The sequence below is a fragment of the Novosphingobium sp. HNCC26DJ243 genome, assembly GCF_057180545.1.
The window spans coordinates 811,724-829,116 of the sequence record NZ_JBXUGN010000001.1; the positions used below are offsets into that span (position 1 = coordinate 811,724).

General features: G+C 62.3%; 13 protein-coding genes. 5 read left to right on the plus strand and 8 right to left on the minus strand.

The window, feature by feature from the left end; all coding sequences use genetic code 11:
* Positions 1–9: 9 nt before the first annotated feature.
* The 3 genes from AC2A04_RS03885 to lepA form a co-directional block, all read right to left on the minus strand.
* Complete coding sequence (locus AC2A04_RS03885) at positions 10–150, minus strand: hypothetical protein (RefSeq protein ID WP_484210998.1); 141 nt, start codon at positions 148–150, stop codon at positions 10–12.
* A 23-nt stretch (positions 151–173) separates the two neighbouring features.
* The gene (gene infA, locus AC2A04_RS03890) at positions 174–434 is read right to left on the minus strand and encodes a translation initiation factor IF-1 (RefSeq protein WP_311507725.1); all 261 of its coding nucleotides are present in this window, start codon (positions 432–434) and stop codon (positions 174–176) included.
* A 259-nt stretch (positions 435–693) separates the two neighbouring features.
* The gene (lepA, locus tag AC2A04_RS03895) at positions 694–2,511 is read right to left on the minus strand and encodes a translation elongation factor 4 (protein ID WP_484210999.1); all 1,818 of its coding nucleotides are present in this window, start codon (positions 2,509–2,511) and stop codon (positions 694–696) included.
* 270 nt (positions 2,512–2,781) lie between these two features.
* On the opposite strand from lepA, the gene AC2A04_RS03900 reads away from it, so the two are divergent.
* A complete protein-coding gene (locus tag AC2A04_RS03900) occupies positions 2,782–4,251 on the plus strand; it encodes a porin (RefSeq protein WP_484211000.1) in 1,470 nt (489 codons plus the stop codon).
* A gap of 3 nt (positions 4,252–4,254) precedes the next feature.
* Here the strand turns inward: AC2A04_RS03900 and AC2A04_RS03905 are convergent, their stop codons facing one another.
* Positions 4,255–5,271 (minus strand): hypothetical protein, encoded by a 1,017-nt coding sequence (locus AC2A04_RS03905; RefSeq protein WP_484211001.1) that lies wholly within the window; start codon positions 5,269–5,271, stop codon positions 4,255–4,257.
* A gap of 240 nt (positions 5,272–5,511) precedes the next feature.
* Here AC2A04_RS03905 and AC2A04_RS03910 point away from each other — a divergent pair, with 240 nt between their 5' ends.
* Positions 5,512–5,886: a glycine zipper 2TM domain-containing protein gene (locus AC2A04_RS03910; protein WP_484211002.1), complete on the plus strand. Its 375-nt coding sequence runs from the start codon at positions 5,512–5,514 to the stop codon at positions 5,884–5,886.
* A 52-nt stretch (positions 5,887–5,938) separates the two neighbouring features.
* Here AC2A04_RS03910 and AC2A04_RS03915 read toward each other — a convergent pair whose 3' ends face one another.
* Positions 5,939–7,984, minus strand: coding sequence for a S46 family peptidase (locus tag AC2A04_RS03915; RefSeq protein ID WP_484211003.1), 2,046 nt, complete (start codon positions 7,982–7,984; stop codon positions 5,939–5,941).
* 138 nt (positions 7,985–8,122) lie between these two features.
* On the opposite strand from AC2A04_RS03915, the gene AC2A04_RS03920 reads away from it, so the two are divergent.
* Positions 8,123–9,388, plus strand: a complete 1,266-nt coding sequence (locus tag AC2A04_RS03920) for a class I SAM-dependent methyltransferase (protein WP_484211004.1) — start codon at positions 8,123–8,125, stop codon at positions 9,386–9,388.
* Positions 9,389–9,511: 123 nt separating this feature from the next.
* Positions 9,512–10,429, plus strand: a complete 918-nt coding sequence (locus AC2A04_RS03925; protein WP_484211005.1) for a hypothetical protein — start codon at positions 9,512–9,514, stop codon at positions 10,427–10,429.
* A 207-nt stretch (positions 10,430–10,636) separates the two neighbouring features.
* Here AC2A04_RS03925 and AC2A04_RS03930 read toward each other — a convergent pair whose 3' ends face one another.
* Both AC2A04_RS03930 and AC2A04_RS03935 read right to left on the minus strand, forming a co-directional pair.
* The gene (locus AC2A04_RS03930) at positions 10,637–11,197 is read right to left on the minus strand and encodes a hypothetical protein (RefSeq protein WP_484211006.1); all 561 of its coding nucleotides are present in this window, start codon (positions 11,195–11,197) and stop codon (positions 10,637–10,639) included.
* A 78-nt stretch (positions 11,198–11,275) separates the two neighbouring features.
* A complete protein-coding gene (locus AC2A04_RS03935) occupies positions 11,276–13,264 on the minus strand; it encodes a GSCFA domain-containing protein (protein WP_484211007.1) in 1,989 nt (662 codons plus the stop codon).
* A 187-nt stretch (positions 13,265–13,451) separates the two neighbouring features.
* Here AC2A04_RS03935 and AC2A04_RS03940 point away from each other — a divergent pair, with 187 nt between their 5' ends.
* A complete protein-coding gene (locus AC2A04_RS03940) occupies positions 13,452–14,666 on the plus strand; it encodes an argininosuccinate synthase (protein WP_484211008.1) in 1,215 nt (404 codons plus the stop codon).
* 762 nt (positions 14,667–15,428) lie between these two features.
* Here AC2A04_RS03940 and AC2A04_RS03945 read toward each other — a convergent pair.
* Positions 15,429–17,039, minus strand: a complete 1,611-nt coding sequence (locus tag AC2A04_RS03945) for a CHRD domain-containing protein (RefSeq protein WP_484211009.1) — start codon at positions 17,037–17,039, stop codon at positions 15,429–15,431.
* Positions 17,040–17,393: the final 354 nt, after the last annotated feature.

Sequence of the window (17,393 nt, forward strand, 5' to 3'; positions counted from 1 at the left end):
ATGAGGCCTTCAGCCGACCATCTGGAGCACTATTTCCCGTAGTTCGCGTTGCGAAAGGACGGGAGAGGTGCGCTGCGGTTCCTTGCGGACCGGGACCGCGAAGAGCGGTGCCTTGAGCGCGATGTTCGAATTCACGTAACTGTTATGCATTCAATTCCTGTGTTCTGATAAAATCAGCGGCGCCGCCTGACGCCACCGGGACCACCACCGCCCGCGATCTTTTCGCGGAATACAATACGGCCCTTTGTAAGATCGTATGGGGTCATCTCGACCTTCACACGGTCGCCCACGATCGAGCGGATGCGGAACTTGCGCATCTTGCCCGCCGTGTATGCGATGATGCGATAGCCGTTCTCCAGCATGACGCCGAAGCGGCCATCGGGAAGAATTTCGTCGATCTCCCCATCGAGGGTGAGCAGTTCTTCCTTCGCCATCGGTCAGGCCACCCGGAACTTGGTTTTGCCGCAAGGCATGGATGTTTTCCTTTCGCGAAAACAGAAGAAACCCGCCGCACTGCTGCGAGTCGGGGCTGGTAGCGCGTGAAAGGAAGGAACGGCCGTGCAGCCACAAATTCCGTCGCATGCGACGATAGCCTCTCGCACGTGGGGATTGGCGGCGCAAAAGTCAAGGCAAAGCGCGTGCCGACCGCGATGAACCGCGCACGCCAGTCCCATCTCCCTGTGCGACGGCGCCTTATTCCTCGCCCATGCGCAGCGCGGCGATAAAGGCTTCCTGCGGGATCGAGACGTTGCCGTACTCGCGCATCCGGGCCTTGCCCTTCTTCTGCTTTTCCAGAAGCTTCTTCTTGCGGGTGATGTCGCCGCCATAGCACTTGGCAGTCACGTCCTTGCGCATCGCGCTGATCGTCTCGCGCGCCACGACCTTGCCGCCGATCGCCGCCTGGATCGGAATCTTGAACAGGTGGCGCGGGATCAGGTCCTTGAGGCGCTCGCACATGTGGCGTCCGCGCGCTTCGGCAGCGCTGCGGTGCACGATCATCGAAAGCGCATCGACCGGCTCGTTGTTGACGAGAATGCTCATCTTGACCAGATCGCCCTCGCGCAGCCCGATCTGCTCGTAATCAAAGCTGGCATAGCCACGGCTGATCGACTTGAGGCGATCGTAGAAATCGAACACCACTTCATTGAGTGGCAGTTCATAGGTCACCTGCGCGCGACCACCGACATAGGTCAGCCCCGTCTGGATGCCGCGGCGGTCCTGGCACAACTTGAGGATCGAGCCGAGATATTCGTCAGGGGTATAGATCGTGCCCTTGATCCACGGCTCGTCGATCTGCTCGATCCGGCTCGGATCGGGATAATCGGCCGGGTTGTGCAGCAGGATCTCTCGCGCGTCGTCGGTGCGGCTCGCGCGCATCTGGATGCGATAGACCACCGAGGGCGCGGTGGTGATGAGGTCCAGATCATATTCGCGGCTCAGCCGCTCCTGGATGATCTCGAGGTGCAGCAGGCCAAGGAATCCGCAACGGAAGCCGAAGCCCAATGCCGCGCTCGATTCCATCTCAAAGCTGAAGCTGGCATCGTTGAGACGCAGGCGGCTGATGCTTTCGCGAAGCTTCTCGAACTCGGCGGCATCGACCGGGAAGATGCCGCAGAACACCACCGGCTGCACTTCCTTGAAGCCCGGCAAAGCCTTCACGGCACCGCCCTTGACGGTCGTGATCGTGTCACCGACGCGCGCCTGCGCCACTTCCTTGATCTGCGCTGTGATAAAGCCGATCTCGCCCGGCCCGAGTTCGTCGAGCGTCTCGATCTTGGGGCGCATGCAGCCCACGCGGTCGATCAGGTGTTCGGTCCCGCCGGCCATGAACTTGACCTGCAGCCCCTTGCGGATCACGCCGTCGATCACGCGCACGAGGATGACGACGCCGAGATAGGGATCGTACCACGAGTCCACGAGCATGGCCGTCAGCGGCGCATTGCGATCGCCTCCCGGCGGAGGAATTCGCTCGACCACGGCGTCGAGCACTTCCTCGATGCCGATGCCCGATTTGGCGCTGGTCAGCACCGCATTGCTCGCATCGAGACCGATGATATCCTCGATCTCGGCCTTGACCTTGTCGGGCTCCGCCGCCGGAAGGTCGATCTTGTTGATCACCGGCACGATTTCGTGGTCGTGCTCAATCGACTGATAGACGTTGGCCAGCGTCTGCGCTTCCACGCCCTGCGCCGCATCGACCACCAACAGCGCACCTTCGCATGCGGCAAGGCTGCGGCTGACTTCGTAGGCGAAGTCGACGTGGCCCGGCGTGTCCATCAGGTTCAACTGATAGGTCTTGCCGTCCTTGCCGGTGTAATCCAGCCGCACGGTCTGCGCCTTGATCGTGATCCCGCGCTCTTTTTCGATGTCCATGTTGTCGAGCACCTGCTCGGACATTTCGCGCGCGGACAGGCCGCCCGTGAACTGGATCAGGCGGTCGGCAAGCGTGGACTTGCCATGGTCGATGTGGGCAATGATGGAAAAATTGCGGATCAGCGCGAGGTCGGTCATGGCCGCGCCGTTAGCAGGTGTGCGCCAACAAGTCACGATAGGCGGAGGAACGCGGCAGAAATCTGCCCCAGCAATGATTCATTACAATCGCGCGACGGTTTCGTGACAACCCTCAGCAGATCCCCGATCTGCAATATTTCCGTTATATATCATTTACATGACCCAGCCCATGTCGCGAGATCACTACGTCCGATACCGTCAATCCGCTGTCACATATTCGTCATTTTACCGACCTAGCCCAGCCCTCGTAACCCAGCGACGGAGCAGGCAGTGACAGGATCGAAGGCTTTCAAGGCGGCATTGGCGGCAACCGTGTTCATTTCGGTGCCGCAGATTGCCATGGCCGCCGAGGACCAGTCGGCAAAGATCGCCGATCTCCAGCGGCAGGTCGATGAGCTCAAGGCGATGGTCATGGCGCTCAAGCAGCCGCAAGCCTCGCTGCCCTCGGCTGCACCCGCGTTCTCCCAGCAGCCCCCCTCCCAGCAAGCCCTCGCCCAATCGGCCCCCATGCCGGTTCAACCCGCAGCTGCCGCGTCAGTCCAGCTTGCCGCGGCAACTCCCGCACCCGCCGCTTCGCCCGAAAAGAAGAAGGCCTGGTATGAAAAGCTGCAATTGCGCGGCTACACCCAACTGCGCATGAACGAGGTCATCTCGGGCGATAAGAATGCGCCCGCCGGCATCTCGCGCCTGCGCTCGGTGCAGGATTCGGGCATCAACGAGAACGGCAATTATTCGATCCGTCGCGCGCGGCTTGTAGTCCAGGGCGACATCTCGAACCGCGTCTCGCTCTACATGCAAGGTGATCTCTCGGCCGCTGTCAGCAACCAGACCGGCGGCGAATCGCGCCAGAACTTCTTCCAGATGCGCGATGCCTATGCCGACGTCTGGCTCGACAAGGCCAAGACGCTGAAAGTTCGCCTCGGCCAATCCAAGGTGCCGTTCGGTTGGGAGAACCTGCAAAGCTCGTCCAACCGTGTGCCGCTCGACCGCACCGATGCGATCAACGCCCCGGTTCCGGGCGAGCGCGATCTTGGCATAGTGGCCTATTACACCCCGCCGAAGATTCAGGCGATCTGGGACGAACTGTCGCACGATGGCCAGAAGCTGTTTGGCAACTACGGCGCGCTGGGCCTTGGCGTCTACAACGGCCAGACGATCAACCGCACTGAAAAGAACGGCGGAATGATGACCGTCGCGATGGCGACGATGCCGTTCCGTCTCGACGGCCTCGGCGGGCTGTTCGAAGGCCAGGTCGCCGAAGTCGGGGCTTCGGCCATGCTCAACAAGTTCCGCCCGGAAATCCGCGCAGGCGGTGTCTCGGCTGTGGACTTCGATGACAACCACGTCGGCATCCACGCCATGCTCTATCCCAGGCCCTTCGGCCTGCAGGCGGAATGGACCTGGGGCAAGACGCCGGAATGGGACCGCGCCACAGGCTCGATCCAGGCGAAGAACTCCACCGGCGGCTATGTCATGGCCATGTACCGCGTGCCCAGGTCACCGATCGGGCAGATCATCCCCTTCGCACGCTGGCAGCATTATCGCGGCGGATGGAAGGCTGCGACCAACTCTCCGCGCCTCGAAGTCGACGAATACGAAATGGGTGTCGAATGGCTGCCGCTCAAGGAACTGGAACTGACCTTCAGCTACGCCAACGTCAATCGCAGCGAAGCCGACGAGCGGCGGACCGGCCGCGCCAAAGGCGATCTGGTCCGCGCGCAAGTACAGTGGAATTATTGATGCTCAGCGCGCCGAGAACGCCGAGGAAAGTCGGAAGGTGGTCTGTGCGGTTGCGCCGTTGACGAACCGCACCCGGAAAAGCGTCGCGGCCGTGTAGGCGCCGGTAATACGCGCGGAGAGTTGCTGCGAGGTGTTGGCCGCGACGGAAACCGACATGAGCTGCTGGTACGTCGCACCCGTATCGAGAGACTGGTCGATGAACATTGTCCCGGCTGCATCGGCAAAGCCGGTTGCGATAAAATAGGAATACTGACTCTGCGTGTTGGCGCGCCCGGTCCCGGTAAACGAGGCCGAGCCTGCCAGCGCAGTCGTGCTTTCGGTAAAGCCCGATCCGGTGTTCGCCGTCCCGGTCATGGTGACGCTGCCCAGCGCCGCGTTGCTGCCGGCAAGCGATGTGCCCATCACGTTGAGCGAGTTGCGCTTGAGCACCAGCACCGCGCTTACTGTGCCGCTGCCATACGTCGAAACGCGCGCCCTGATGAAGGCAGCGCTCGTGGCAAAGGCGAAAAGTCCGGCAGCATTGGTCGTAACCGCCGGGGTGCTCGTACTGATATTGACCGCAAGCACCGGCAGGGCGACCCAGGTAGTGCCATCGTTCGATTGTTCGTATGTGATCGTGCATCCCGTCCCGGCGCCGGTCACCTGGATCGTGCCGCCCGCAAAACCGATCGTCGAAGCTGAAATCACCGTCGCGGCCGACGTCGCGCTGCCTGAAACCGTAAGGTTATCAGATACGTCATCGACGAATACATTGCCGATGTGATTGGTACCGCTCGGCAAGGCAGTGGTACAGGCCCGGTAGATGGCGGAAAGCCACCCGGTCAGCCCGGTCCCGCCCGATGGCATGGCCGTGCCGGTGATCGGCGCGCCGCCGGGCTCAAGGCTTGTCGCACTGCCGCCAAGCACAACGGGCATCGGCGTGGATGAACTGACCAGTTCGGTCGATCCGTCTGCCTTCGCATAGGCGACCGCACTCACAGGGGTATAGCGTCCGGGAAAAGTTATGTCGGGATTGGGCATCGCTGACTCCATCATTGGAACATTCAGCCCAACTAGATAACCATAAAGGTTCATGTAGGAAAATGAAATGACGGTCCGTGTGATCATTCACCTCGTCGCACCTTATGCCCGCCTTGCCGCAGTCTTGTACCGAAATCCCAGCGTTCATCTGGCGTTGTGGATCATAAGCCGATGCTTCTTGTTGTCATTTGGAAGACCGCGTCTTGCGGTAAAGTTCTGGATTTCCAAGGGAGCAAACCGATGAAGAAAACCATTCTTGCGGCAACACTCGCCGCAATTGCCCTGCCTTCGGCACCCGCATTTGCCGATCCGCCGCGTTGGGCACCCGCACATGGCCATCGGGCAAAGGAGCGGTCGATCTACGATAGCCGAGGCCGATATATCGAACCGCGCCGCCTCAGCAGCAACGATCGCATCTGGCGCGGGAATGATGGCCGCTACTACTGCAAGCGCAGCAATGGCACGACCGGCCTGATCATCGGCGCGGCAGGCGGTGCCCTTCTCGGTCGTGCGATCGACACCAGCGGCGAACGCGCCACTGGTACGGTCCTCGGTGCAGTTGGCGGTGCCTTGCTCGGTCGCGAGATCGAGCGCAGCGGCGCACGCTGCCGCTGAACGCTCGAACCATTCAACCGGAAGGGGCGGGACCGAAAGGCCCCGCCCTTTTTCATTTGGCCTTGAGTTCCTTGACCAGCGCCGGAGCGGGATAGATGATTTCGAGCGCCTGCTGGATCGCCGCCGCGCTCACCACAACAGTGCGGTTCACCTCGCTCTGGTAGCCATAATTGCCGCCGATGGAGTGAATGTTCCCGTCGAACGCCGCACCGATCACTGTGCCCGCGCGGTCCACGACCGGCGATCCCGAATTCCCGCCGATGATATCGTTGGTCGTCACGAAGTCGAACGGCGTTGCCCTGTCGATCTTTGCCGCCGACGCCGTGAACCCGCTGGCCAAGTCATAAGGCTGCGCGCCGGTCGCGCGGTCGAATGCCGCGCCCATTGTCGTCACCGGCGCAACCTCTTGCCCGCGCTCGGTCCAGCCCTGCACCTTGCCATAGCTGATGCGAAGGCTGAACGTGGCGTCCGGATAGACCTTGTCGCCATAGGCCGCGAACCGCGCGTCGGCGAGCTTTGCACCCGCTCCGGCCAGCGGCCCGGCATAGCGCTCGTCCACCATCTTCTTGAGCTCGCGCTGCCGCGTATCGAGGCTGCGCGCATAGACGATGAGTGGATCGGTCGATGCTTCCACCGCCTTTTGTCCGCCCTCCCACAAAGCCTTGCGCGCTGCCGGATCGGCAAGCGTCGTGCCGCCCACCAGCCGCTCGGCCAATGCCTCGGGCGATTCCTTGCCCAGCAACAGGCGCGTGTCGGCATCGTCGGCCCCCAGATACTCGCGCGCCTTCGACAGGCTCCAGGCGAGATCGATCTGCTCCAGCCATGGATAGACGGGCGCCGCATCGAGCAGCGTCTTCTCGGTCAACGCGATGTTGCTCTGGCTGAAGCTTGGCAGACGCTCGCCGTTGGGCTTGGCCCGTTCTGCCGCCCCTTGCACGATGGTCTGAGCATAGCCCATCAGCGTGCCGTTGGGCGTGATGTAGCGCCAGGGCAGGTAGATGTTGCGATAGGCGGCAACCGCCTTCGACACGTCGCTCCACGGATCGCCGATCCCCGGCTTGCCTTGCGTCTTGGCCTTGAGGTCCGCCTCGGCATCGGCCAGCATCTTCACAAACACCGGATCGTTGAGCGCCTTCTGCCGTCCGATATAGACCTTGAGGCTGTTCTCGATTCCGAACAGATCATCGCCACCCTCGCGCTTCTGCTGCGGATTGGCGTCCATCGCCGAGATCAACCGTCCGCGCAGTTCGGAAAGCGTGGTGATCGTCAATGGCAGCGACACTTCGCGCTGGAACGCGATCTGCTCGCTCGTGAACAGGCGCTGGGTAGAGCCCGGATTGCCAACCACGAACGTCGCCTCGCCCACCTGCGGCGCGCGCGGGTTCCACTTGAGGAAGGACTTTACCTGTACCGGCTTGCCATTCTCGTAGGCGCGCAGGAACGCGGCATCGAGCGCATAGCGTGGGTAGTTGAAGTTGTCGGGATCGCCCCCGAAGAACGCCGCCTGGAACTGCGGCGCCCAAGCCAGCCGAACGTCCGAATACTTGCGGAACGTATAGAGCTTGTACTGCCCACCGCCGAACAGCGTGACGACTTCGCACTGCGTGGTCTTGTCGTCCAGGCAGCCTTCCTTCTCGATCTGCGCGATCGCCGCGTTGCGCGCCTTGACCAGTTCCGAACCCGCGAGCGCGCCCATCGCCGCCTTGACCCGCGCTGTCACGTCGGTGATCGCGGTGACGACTTCGGCCTGCTGGCCCGGGCACTTCAGCTCTTCCTCGCGCCGCGCGGGCACAAAGCCATCCTTCAGGTAATCTTTCTGGTCGGTCGAATTGTCCTGCGCGCATTCGACCACGCAGTGATGGTTCGTCAGGATCAGACCTTGCGGCGAGACGAAACTGGCCGAGCAGCCGCCGGTAAGACGCACCGCCGCCGCACGCGTCCGATCGAGCCACTTGCCGTCAGGTGCCCAGCCGTAATCCTTCTGCATTTGCGCGGTCGGAAAGGCGTCGAAGGTCCACATGCCCTCGTCTGCGCGGGCGGTCGAGGCAATCCCCAGCCCGAGGGCTGCTGCGGCGAGAGAATAGTGACGAACGCGCATGGCAATGGGCCTTTGACTGGTTACAGCTGCAATCTCTTCCCCCTCTGCCACTTCAAAGCCGTTCTGCAAAGTGGATCGAGCGGCGTGCATACGCCATTTTGCGCTTGCGGGTACTCGCCGTGCGAATATCCTGATCAAATGTGGCTGCTAGACCAGATGCTGAAGCGGCTTGTCCGCACGGGCCCCCTCGTCGTGACCGATCATGACGGAAAGGAATACACGTACGGCAGCGGCACCACGCCTGTCCGCATTCGTCTGACCGACAAGGGCGCTGCCATGCACATCGCGCGCGATCCCCGCGTCGGCGCGGGCGAGGCCTACATGGACGGCCGCATGGTCATCGAACCGCCGCACGACATTCGCGATTTCATCCTGCTGGTCATGTCCAACGCCAAGGCAGCCGGCGGCATCGATCGCAAGGGACCGGTGCGCAAGCTGCTCGGCAAACTCGCCTCGCGGGCAGACCAGATCAACGAGCGCGCCAGGGCCTCGAAGAACGTCGTCCACCACTACGACCTCACCCGCCAGTTCTACGAACTGTTCCTCGACGAGGACCGGCAATACACGATGGCCTATTTCCGCGATCCGGCTAACACGCTGGAACGCGCGCAGGTCGACAAGAAGGCCCTCATCGCCGCCAAGCTGCTGCTTGAGCCGGGCAAGGCCGAAGGTATGCGCGTGCTGGATATCGGCTGTGGCTGGGGCGGGCTTGGCCTCTACCTCAACCGTCACTTCGGCTGCGAGGTGCTAGGCGTCAGTCTCGCGCCCGATCAGGTAAAATTCGCCAACGAACGCGCCGAGGCGGCGGGCGTGTCCGACAAGGTCAAGTTCCAGCTGATCGACTATCGTGACGTCCCCGGCCAGTTCGACCGGATCACCAGCGTCGGCATGATCGAGCACGTCGGTGCCCCGCATTTCCTTGAATACTTCGCCAAGACCAATGAACTGCTGGCCGACGAAGGCGTGATGCTCACCCACACCATCGGCCGCACCAGCCCGCCCGGCACGACCGACAAGTTCACGCGCAAATACATCTTCCCCGGCGGCTACATTCCGGCCCTGAGCGAGCTGGTCGGCGCGATGGAAAAGACTCGCTGGGAAATCGGCGACATCGAATTCATGCGCTACCACTACGCCTATACCCTGGCCGAATGGTACCGCCGCACCTGCCTCCACGAAGAACAGATCACCGCGCTCTATGACAAGCGCCTCTTCCGCATGTGGCAGTTCTATCTCGCCGGAGCAGAGCAGAGCTTCCGCCACGGCAACATGGTCAATTTCCATATCCAGAGCGTGAAACGCCGCAACACCCTGCCCATGACGCGCGACTACATCCAGCACGAATGGGCAAGGCTGTCAGCGCTGGACGAGGCACCCACTTGGCACTTGATGCCGGGAAATTAAGGCCACTCGCACTGGCTACTGTGGTGAGCCAAGATGGGCGGAATGTGATCCTGCGCACATTCTTCATCCCGCGAACAATCTAACCCACCAGCGGAAACTCGATATTTTACTGGGCGGGGCATAATGCAGAAGTTGAAGTGGGCGGTGATGACGTCTGCCATTGCCCTTCTTGCTGGCTGTGGTGGCGGCGGCGATTCCGGCGGCGGAAATCCGGTTGTCGTGCCCGCGCCGACGCCTAGCCCGGCGCCTGGCCCCACGCCTACACCGACTCCCACGCCAACACCTACGCCCAGCCCGGCGTCGTTGGGATACAGGGAGTTCGACGCGCAAATAAACGACTATCCCTATTCGGGCATTTGCGTCACCGGCTCTAACCTGACGACACAACCCAGCCACAAGGAAATCGGGCGCTTCAGTTTTGCGCGTGACACGCGTGCCTATGTTGCAACCCCGTCGGACGAAATCGGGCCGGTATCCTTCCTCCCGACCGACAAGTCGGCTGAGAATACTGCCCTGATCCTTTTCAAGAAGGATAAAGAGCAATCCCTGCGCCTCATCAGTGATGCTTTCGCCAAGTATTCCCGCATCGTCAAATATCTTAAGGGAAGTTCGGATTCGATGTGGTGCGCGGCGGGCGTACCGACATTGTCGACCAACATGCCCACCGAGGCGCAGGTCACATACAAGAAATTTGAAATTGAAGGCCTCGCCTACAAGCCGGTTGGCGGAAAAGTCGTCACCTATATTCTGAGTGGCTTAATCTCTCTGGAGGTCGATACCGTGGCTTCCAAGGTGCGCATCAAGTACACGCTCATGGGCGGAAACACCACCGACACAATCGATCTGGGCACGCACGAAGTGGTGGCTGACCTTCAGCGTGATGGCCAGTTTTTCGCGACAGTGAGTGACAAGGACGTCGGCTTGTCCGAACTGGAGGGACGGCTGTTTGGCCCGCAAGCCCAGGAAGTCGGCTTTACCTCCTATCCTTTGGCCGACGGCACAAAGCTTACCTACGTCTTCAGTGTCATCGGCACACGTTGAGCGACACTGCCCAAACCTGATCGGCGCCAGCGTCAGTCTTCAACCGTGAGGCGGGCGCGCCAGTGAGTTCAGGCGTTCAACGACGACATCCAGCGCGATTGGCATGGCCCGGCGCGCTGGATGTGTCGTCCAGATCGCACCGGGAACCGAACGCTCCCGGGCAAAGCAACAGATGTTCGCGTATGGCAAAGCCGGTCACAGCGCCGCTTACGTCCCCTGCAGCTTCATCGCGACATAAGCTGCCTCGCGCGCGTCAGGCGAGAGCGACAGGAGATACCGGTTGGCATCCTTGAAGGTCAGGAATTCCCTGCCATCGGCCACGATCGCAACCGTCCGTCCGTTGTAGATCCGCCGCAGCAAGCGCCGTTGCGGCCTGCTCAGCGCCATATCGTCATTCGTCATTTCCATTTTTCGCGCGATAAGCCAAAGCGCGGACTTCTGCCATTCCATTTGCAGCCGCAACGCGCAAAGCCTGCCTATCCGAAAGCGAGACCCATGACCAATTCGTCCAAAATGCTGGATCCGTGCGAGCATTTTGCCCACTGCGTCCAGGTCTTCGGCGGCACCACCGCAGCCTCGCGCCGCCTCGGGATCGACGAACGCGCCATCCGCCGCTTTATCAATGGCGAGCGTCCAGTCAGCACCGGTCTGCTGCAGGATACCGCGAACGCCCTGCGCCAGTTGGTTGCCGAAGCGGCTGAGGCAGAGCGCCTGATCGCGGAATTTGTCCAGCCATAGGCCTGCCCAAGACTGCAAGGGCATGCGCAATTTTGCTTGATCGTTCGCGGCTTCGTCATGCCAGAGGGGTCGAGCGGCAAGCCAAATCGCCAGATCTTGCGCCGTCGCTCAGTTCCCCTGATGCTCCATCGATCGCTCGACCTCTTCCTCGTCGCACACCACTTTCAGGCCTGAACTGACCTCTTTGCGCAAGAGGATGGCCGCGCGTTCACGTTCGCCGACGTCGGCCTGCGGCTCTGTTTCATCCTCGTCAGCCGTCGAAGGCGTGGCCGAGAAATGCTTCATGAACACGCGCATCACGTGGGCCACACCGTCTGCGGTGACGCTCCGCAAATCGTCCTCGAAGTAGGCTCCCCGATTGTAGCTTCCGGTGATGATCTCATAAGAAGGGAAGTACTCCACGCGGGAATCGGTTCGCGACACATCTTCGGCGGCTACTCTCAGCACCGACTTGCTGTAGGTCGTGGCGACCAGCGCATGACGGTTCTCGGCCGTGGCAATCAACGGTACAGGAGAGACCGTCAGGATCACCCGCACGGACGGATTGATAACGCGCAATTTCGCCAGGAATTCGCGCAAGTCGCCAATCGTTTCGTCTGCCCCGAAATTGTGGAAGGCATGTCTTTCCGGGTCGAAGCTGCCCCCGTGAACGCCCGGAGCGACTGGAAAGACCGCCCCGTCCGCGCGGCTCGCCCATGCCTCGGTCAGGCCAAGCGTGAAGACGAAGACCGCGCATTTGCGCCACATCTTGCGCACAAACGCGAAGTGCGCTTCCCGAGCCTGCTCGACATCCTCAGGACTTGCAAAGCCCGCAGGCTCAATCAGCGGGCGAAACGGATCAACAAACCGGCCGTCTTCGCGCTGCCAGGCGGTTTCTTGCGGACAGAACCGGCCTTCCGACCTATCGAGCAACTGCACCAACTGGCGCACCGTGTAGATGTTGCCGAACCTTGCCGAAAACACACCGAAATTCCGGGCAATCGCTTCGTCCTTGGGCAATCCCTTGCCATTTTCGACGTTGTAGAAGTGATATCCATGCTCTGTCAGTGCGCGTGAAATATGCTGCGCAAAGCAGCTGCCTGCGGTTGCAACACGGTCGTCCTTGCCGATCGTGATCTCGCAAGACACCATGGGATCGAGATCGCGCGCATCAGGCTTGGCAACAGCCAGTTTCCAGCGCTGATGCGCAGGCAATCCGGCATAAGGATTGGTCGGTTTGCCAGCCACAAGCGGGCGTCGCCTGAGACTTTCGAGCTTTTCCAGTCTGGGATCGTCGAACCTTCCACAGACTAACCCCTCTTTGGGTTCTTCGTGCCACATGGCGAAGCACGACGATACGAACTGCTCGAGATCATAGCATCCCTCGCCCGAATTCCCCTTCTGCTCCTTCCCTCTGAAGATATACTCGCCCCGCAAGCCATAGGATGCCGCAATCTCAGGATATACTGGCCAGATCAGATTGTTGGCCAGCTGATCGCTGACAAGGCCCTCGGGATACTTCACCTTCGGCTGAATCTTGAGCAAGCCAAGAATACTTCGCGCCAAGCCCGCCAGCGGCGTGGTCTTGGGATGGTTCGGGCAATGCAGGAAGCAGCCGGTCCGGCGCCAGTCAGCCAGTTCGCCGCGCAAGTCCATGCCCAGGGCATCAGCCCTGTGAAGCAGGCTGGACTCGGAAATGTCCCAATGATCGAAGTATCCCAGTTCGCGGAAGGTATCCTCGCGAAAGAGCCCCGCTGTCTCGGCCACACTGTAACCCCGCATCCAGGCTGCGGTTATGATGGCGGAGTTGGCACTGGCGATGGGGCTTTTGAGCCAACCCACCGACGATCGCACATAAACGAAATCAGGATGATAGGCGGAGAAGTATATCGCTGGAAACACCACTTGCCGCAAACGCGCAGCCGCGCCTGACGCCAGCAACCTGCTGGCCATCGCTGCAACCTCGTCCTGAACCAGCACGAGTTCGGTATCAGGTTCGATCCGGGCCTTGGCGATCTCTCCGGGCCGGATAATCTGGAAATCAAACCCGACCCCCATTGCGGCAAGACAGCGGGCAACACCCTCACCCTGACAATTCGCGATTACCGCGACCCTCATGCACTCATACCTTCACGTTCTGGCTTCCCCAAAACGCTCAACGATTACATATGGTTCACGTTCCCGGCACCATCTCGGAAGAGCGACGTACCGATCCACTTTTCTTATCGCGGCCCACCAGAACTTGCGATGTTGGACCTCGCCTGTTAGGCGCGCGGCGCGCTGTTTCCACGGGAGTCCTTGCCCCATGTCCGATATCAAGAAGGTCGTCCTCGCCTATTCCGGCGGCCTCGACACCTCCGTCATCCTCAAGTGGCTTCAAGTCACCTACGGCTGCGAGGTGGTGACGTTCACCGCCGATCTCGGTCAGGGCGAGGAACTCGAACCGGCCCGCGCCAAGGCCAAACTGATGGGCGTGCCCGATCATCACATCTATATCGATGATCTGCGCGAGGAATTCGTCCGCGATTTCGTCTTCCCGATGATGCGCGCCAATGCCCGCTATGAAGGCGATTACCTGCTGGGCACCTCGATCGCCCGCCCGCTCATCTCCAAACGCCTGATCGAGATTGCGCGCGAGACCGGCGCCGATGCCGTCGCTCACGGCGCGACCGGCAAGGGCAACGACCAGGTACGCTTCGAACTCTCGGCCTATGCGCTCGAACCCGGCATCAAGGTCATCGCCCCATGGCGCGAATGGGATCTGACCAGCCGCACCGCGTTGATCGCCTGGGCCGAAGCGCACCAGATCCCGGTGCCCAAGGACAAGCGCGGCGAGAGCCCGTTTTCGACCGACGCAAACCTCCTCCATACCTCGTCCGAGGGCAAGGTGCTCGAGGACCCGTGGGAAGAGACCCCGGACTACGTCTATTCGCGCACCGTCAACCCCGAGGACGCGCCGGACACGCCGGAATACATCACCGTCGACTTCGAAAAGGGCGATGGCGTTGCGCTCAATGGCAAGGCGATGAGCCCGGCAACACTGCTTTCTGCGCTCAATGACCTCGGCCGCAAGCATGGCATCGGCCGTCTCGACCTCGTCGAGAACCGGTTCGTCGGCATGAAGAGCCGCGGAATGTACGAAACGCCGGGCGGCGAAATCTACGCCCGCGCGCATCGCGGCATCGAAAGCATCACGCTCGACCGGGGTGCCGCGCACCTCAAGGACGAACTCATGCCCAAGTATGCCGAGCTGATCTACAACGGTTTCTGGTTCGCACCCGAACGCGAGATGCTTCAGGCCGCGATCGATCACAGTCAGGCCCGCGTCAACGGCACCGTCCGCCTCAAGCTCTACAAGGGCAGCGCCACGGTCGTCGGCCGCAAGTCGCCGGACAGCCTCTACTCCGAGCGTCACGTGACCTTCGAAGATGATGCCGGCGCCTACGACCAGAAGGATGCGGCGGGCTTCATCAAGCTCAACGCACTGCGCTTGCGCTTGCTGGCTCAGCAGGGTCGTTGAATTTTCGGGCGTTTCGGCGCTCGTCCAAAACTATCCACCGAAAGGTGCGGGGGTTGTGGATAACTCCCGCACTTTTTGCTTGCGCGACTCGCGGATGAGGCGCAGCTTTTGCTTGTCGAGAGCGAGACATCGGCCGAAAGAAGTGGCGCAAGTCACTGAAATCGGGCGAAATTTCGCAGATCGATCCAAGCATGGTTGGTTTGCAGCGTAACCATTCTGCAGGTGCCTTTGGGTGGCTTGCGAGTGCGCGAACCTGTGGACTGATATGCGCGGAAACGGGGTGCCCACCGGCACTTTCCACCAGGCCGTGCGGCGAGGGCTCATGCCTCCATCCGGCGCGGATGAAATGGAGAGTTACGACTGGCATTCCAACCCTCCCCTTTGCAGGAGGCCGTCCGACTTGTCGGGAGCGGCGCTGCAATGAGGAGGCAACGCCCACGGACGGCCAACCGCACCGGTCTTGCAGAAGAGCGGCGCGGCGGCAGGAGCGAACGGTGATCGCGCGAGCCATCACCGCAGTGCGACCGGACGGCGGCAGGAAGGAGCGCGGCAGACCCGGGCGAGAGCACGGATCGGCAGCAGCCCAGGGGCTTCGCGCCCCGAAAGGCATCCGGAAAGCCGCAGGCAAGGTCCACGACATACGCACCGCCCGGCAAGCAAGTGGACGTAGTGTGGGGGCCGGCAGCGATGCTGGCCCCCATTTGCGTTTGCGCCTCGCCTGCCCTTTCCTGCGCGCGCCGCCCGCCCTTCGTGGCGCGGAGGTCAGTTTTTGGCGAGCTGGCCGCGGATGGCGCCCTTGGGGAAATCGGCGGTGTGGATGTTGACGTAGTAGGCGTCGGGTGTCGCCACGATCTTCTTGATCAGTTCAGGTTCGAGCGCGATGCAGGCGTCGCTGTCCTTGCCGGTCACCTCGAGCGTGCCGACCGGCTTGCCGTCAGCCCCGGCCGCGCCTTCGTGGACGTGGGCCATCGTGGGCCTGGCGGTCTTTTCGGCCCAGAGCGTGAAGCAGAAATCGCCGGTCTCGTCGTCAGCCTCGGCCTTGAAGCCGCCCGCGCCATCGGCATCCCCGCCGCCGGTCTCGGCCGCACCGGTGAGCGTGGCGGTGAAAGTGACGGGCCTGGCGAAAGCCGGAGTGCTGAGCGCGGTGGCGGCCAGTGCGGCGATCAGGGTGGCTTTTCTCATCGTGCGAACTCCCTCTGCTTGCCGGGTGCACTCGCGACTCTCCGGCGCGAGCGCCAGCCTACACCCGTGAGGCGGCGGGGGGAATTGATCCCGGCGCAAGCCGGCTGGCGCCCGGTGCGCGGGGGTCGGGGGGTTTACGGGGTTTACACTGTCCTGAGGGGGTTCGGGCCGGGGCGCTTGTGTCTCGACTTCGCTCGACACGAACGGGGCCTGGGGGCCGGACCAATCCTGGTGTGTCTCGACTTCGCTCGACACGAACGGGGCTTGGGAGCCGGACCAGTCCTTGTGTGCCTCGACTTCGCTCGACACGAACGGAGGTTGGGGGCCTGGCGCGAACGGGTTCGGGGGGCTGGAGGCGTTAACGGGGGCGAGGCGATCTAGCGCGGCGTCGAGCGTGGCGTCGCGGTGGGCGCAGGTGGCGGCCCATTCGGCTTCGGCGAGGACGCGGGCCTCGGCTTCGGCGCGGTCGTGAGCGGCTTCCCATGCGTCCCAGGCGGCATCGTCGTCGCTGTCGTCGGGATGAGGATGGGCGCGGGCGAAATCGCGGCGGGCCTGTTCGGCGCGGGCGGCGAGGAAGGCCTCGCGCGCGGGATCGGGCCAGCGGGCCGCGCCGTGGAGATCCTCGCCCGCAAGCAGCGCGGCGAGCGTATCGTCGAAAGTGGCGACGCTGGCGTGGACCTGTGCGGAGGCGCGGGCGGCGCGGGCGTCCAGCCGGGCGAGATGGGCGAGCAGGAGGCGGGCATCGAAGCGCCGCCGCTCACCCACCGCCTCGCCCCGGAACCAGATCGTCTCGGTCGTGCCGTGGATCGCGCGCGCGGCCAGCACCTGCTCGGCCGCCTCGCGCGCGACGATCAGCGCGGCGTCCCACAGCCCGGCAAAGGCCGGATCGCGGCGGCGGCGGACATAGGCCGTCTGCGCCGACACCCCCGCGACTTGCGCCGCCGCGCGCACGTTGCCCTCGCGGCTGAGGTGTTCGAGGAAGCGGGCGATGCGGCATGAAGAGAAAGTGGCACCGCAACCGACCGCCGCCAAAGGCGAATGGTCGTCCGCAGACTCCCCTCCCGCAGGCGGGAGGGGAACACTATCGCCATCCCCCGGCAACCCGATATCGCGACTGGCGGGAATCCACCCGCGCCCGAACGAGGCGGCGGCGCGGGGCTCGGCGGCGTCGGGATCGGTGTCATGCGGCATAGGGCGCCCTCCTGCTGGAACAAAACAGGAACTTCTAGGCCGGGAGGGGGTATGTAGGAAAATGGTTTTGTCTGGGTCGGTCTTCACTGCTGAGGTGGAAACTCAATGCGCAGCCACAAATAGATCTGTGAACAAAGTCAACTTATTCGGCATCATCTCTTGAAGTAGAGCCACGAGCACCTATCGTATTAGGCACGCCTCTGGCGATGCATACTGCGTCAGCCGACAACATCGGTGTGGCAAGTGAGCAGAGCGGCGAAGTTCTGGGACGCGCAAGCACTCAGGGCCAAGCGGGGAACGGGACCAAGTCACGTTGCCCAGAGGATAGCGCAAGGTCGGATGGGTCGATGAGAG

Bases quoted from the DNA above. Each gene is read 5' to 3' on its own strand.
- AC2A04_RS03925 (WP_484211005.1), top strand. From the start codon at position 9,512: ATGCAGAAGTTGAAGTGGGCGGTGATGACGTCTGCCATTGCCCTTCTT.
- AC2A04_RS03885 (WP_484210998.1), bottom strand. From the start codon at position 150: ATGCATAACAGTTACGTGAATTCGAACATCGCGCTCAAGGCACCGCTC.
- AC2A04_RS03910 (WP_484211002.1), top strand. From the start codon at position 5,512: ATGAAGAAAACCATTCTTGCGGCAACACTCGCCGCAATTGCCCTGCCT.
- AC2A04_RS03905 (WP_484211001.1), bottom strand. From the start codon at position 5,271: ATGCCCAATCCCGACATAACTTTTCCCGGACGCTATACCCCTGTGAGT.
- AC2A04_RS03915 (WP_484211003.1), bottom strand. From the start codon at position 7,984: ATGCGCGTTCGTCACTATTCTCTCGCCGCAGCAGCCCTCGGGCTGGGG.
- AC2A04_RS03920 (WP_484211004.1), top strand. From the start codon at position 8,123: ATGTGGCTGCTAGACCAGATGCTGAAGCGGCTTGTCCGCACGGGCCCC.
- AC2A04_RS03935 (WP_484211007.1), bottom strand. From the start codon at position 13,264: ATGAGGGTCGCGGTAATCGCGAATTGTCAGGGTGAGGGTGTTGCCCGC.
- lepA (WP_484210999.1), bottom strand. From the start codon at position 2,511: ATGACCGACCTCGCGCTGATCCGCAATTTTTCCATCATTGCCCACATC.
- AC2A04_RS03945 (WP_484211009.1), bottom strand. From the start codon at position 17,039: ATGCCGCATGACACCGATCCCGACGCCGCCGAGCCCCGCGCCGCCGCC.
- AC2A04_RS03940 (WP_484211008.1), top strand. From the start codon at position 13,452: ATGTCCGATATCAAGAAGGTCGTCCTCGCCTATTCCGGCGGCCTCGAC.
- infA (WP_311507725.1), bottom strand. From the start codon at position 434: ATGGCGAAGGAAGAACTGCTCACCCTCGATGGGGAGATCGACGAAATT.